Raw genomic sequence first — 609 nt, 5'->3', positions numbered from 1 at the left:
ACGAACGGAGTCGACGCGTCCCGGGTCGCGATGATCCTCGCGGTCCTCGAGCGGCAGGCGGGCATCCCCCTGCGGCGCTGCGACGTCTACGTGTCGACCGTCGGCGGCGTGAAGCTCATGGAGCCGGCGGCGGACCTGGCGATCGCGGTCGCCATCGCCTCCGCCCACGCCTACACGCCGCTGCGGCCCGGGATCGCCGCGTTCGGCGAGATCAGCCTCTCGGGAGACATCCGGCCCGCCTCCGGAGCGAAGCAGCGCGCCTCCGAAGCGACACGACTCGGGCACTCCTCGCACCTCGACTCCAGCGCCTTCACCCTCTCGAGCGCGATCACCCACGCGCTCGTCCCCGTTCCCGAGCGCATCCGTCCGGAGCGGGTGCCCACGCACTGACGGCTGCGTCCCCGGCACGCTGCACACGCACCCGTCCACCGCTCGGAGCCGCGGGTGCCTCCGTCCACCGCATCGTCGAGGATCGACACCGGAGGCGAACACGGGCTCCATGGGCACTGCCCGACCGCTCCCCGCGACCACCGCACATGTCCGCTCCGCCGCAGCCGCCCGTCGCAGCCTGCCCCTAGACGCCGCCCCCGCCGCGTCACGAACGGAGTC

1 protein-coding gene is annotated in these 609 nt (G+C 73.6%); it reads left to right on the top strand.

What is annotated here, in order from left to right; all coding sequences use genetic code 11:
• A partial coding sequence (locus tag C5C50_RS16610; RefSeq protein WP_308471846.1) for a magnesium chelatase domain-containing protein occupies positions 1-390 on the top strand: 390 nt, incomplete at its 5' end.
• Positions 391-609: the final 219 nt, after the last annotated feature.

Source organism: Rathayibacter sp. AY1D9 (genome assembly GCF_002932395.1).
Taxonomy (GTDB): Bacteria; Actinomycetota; Actinomycetes; order Actinomycetales; family Microbacteriaceae; genus Rathayibacter.
Note: the sequence above shows the minus strand (reverse complement) of the source record. Positions and strands in the feature narration are given on the sequence as shown.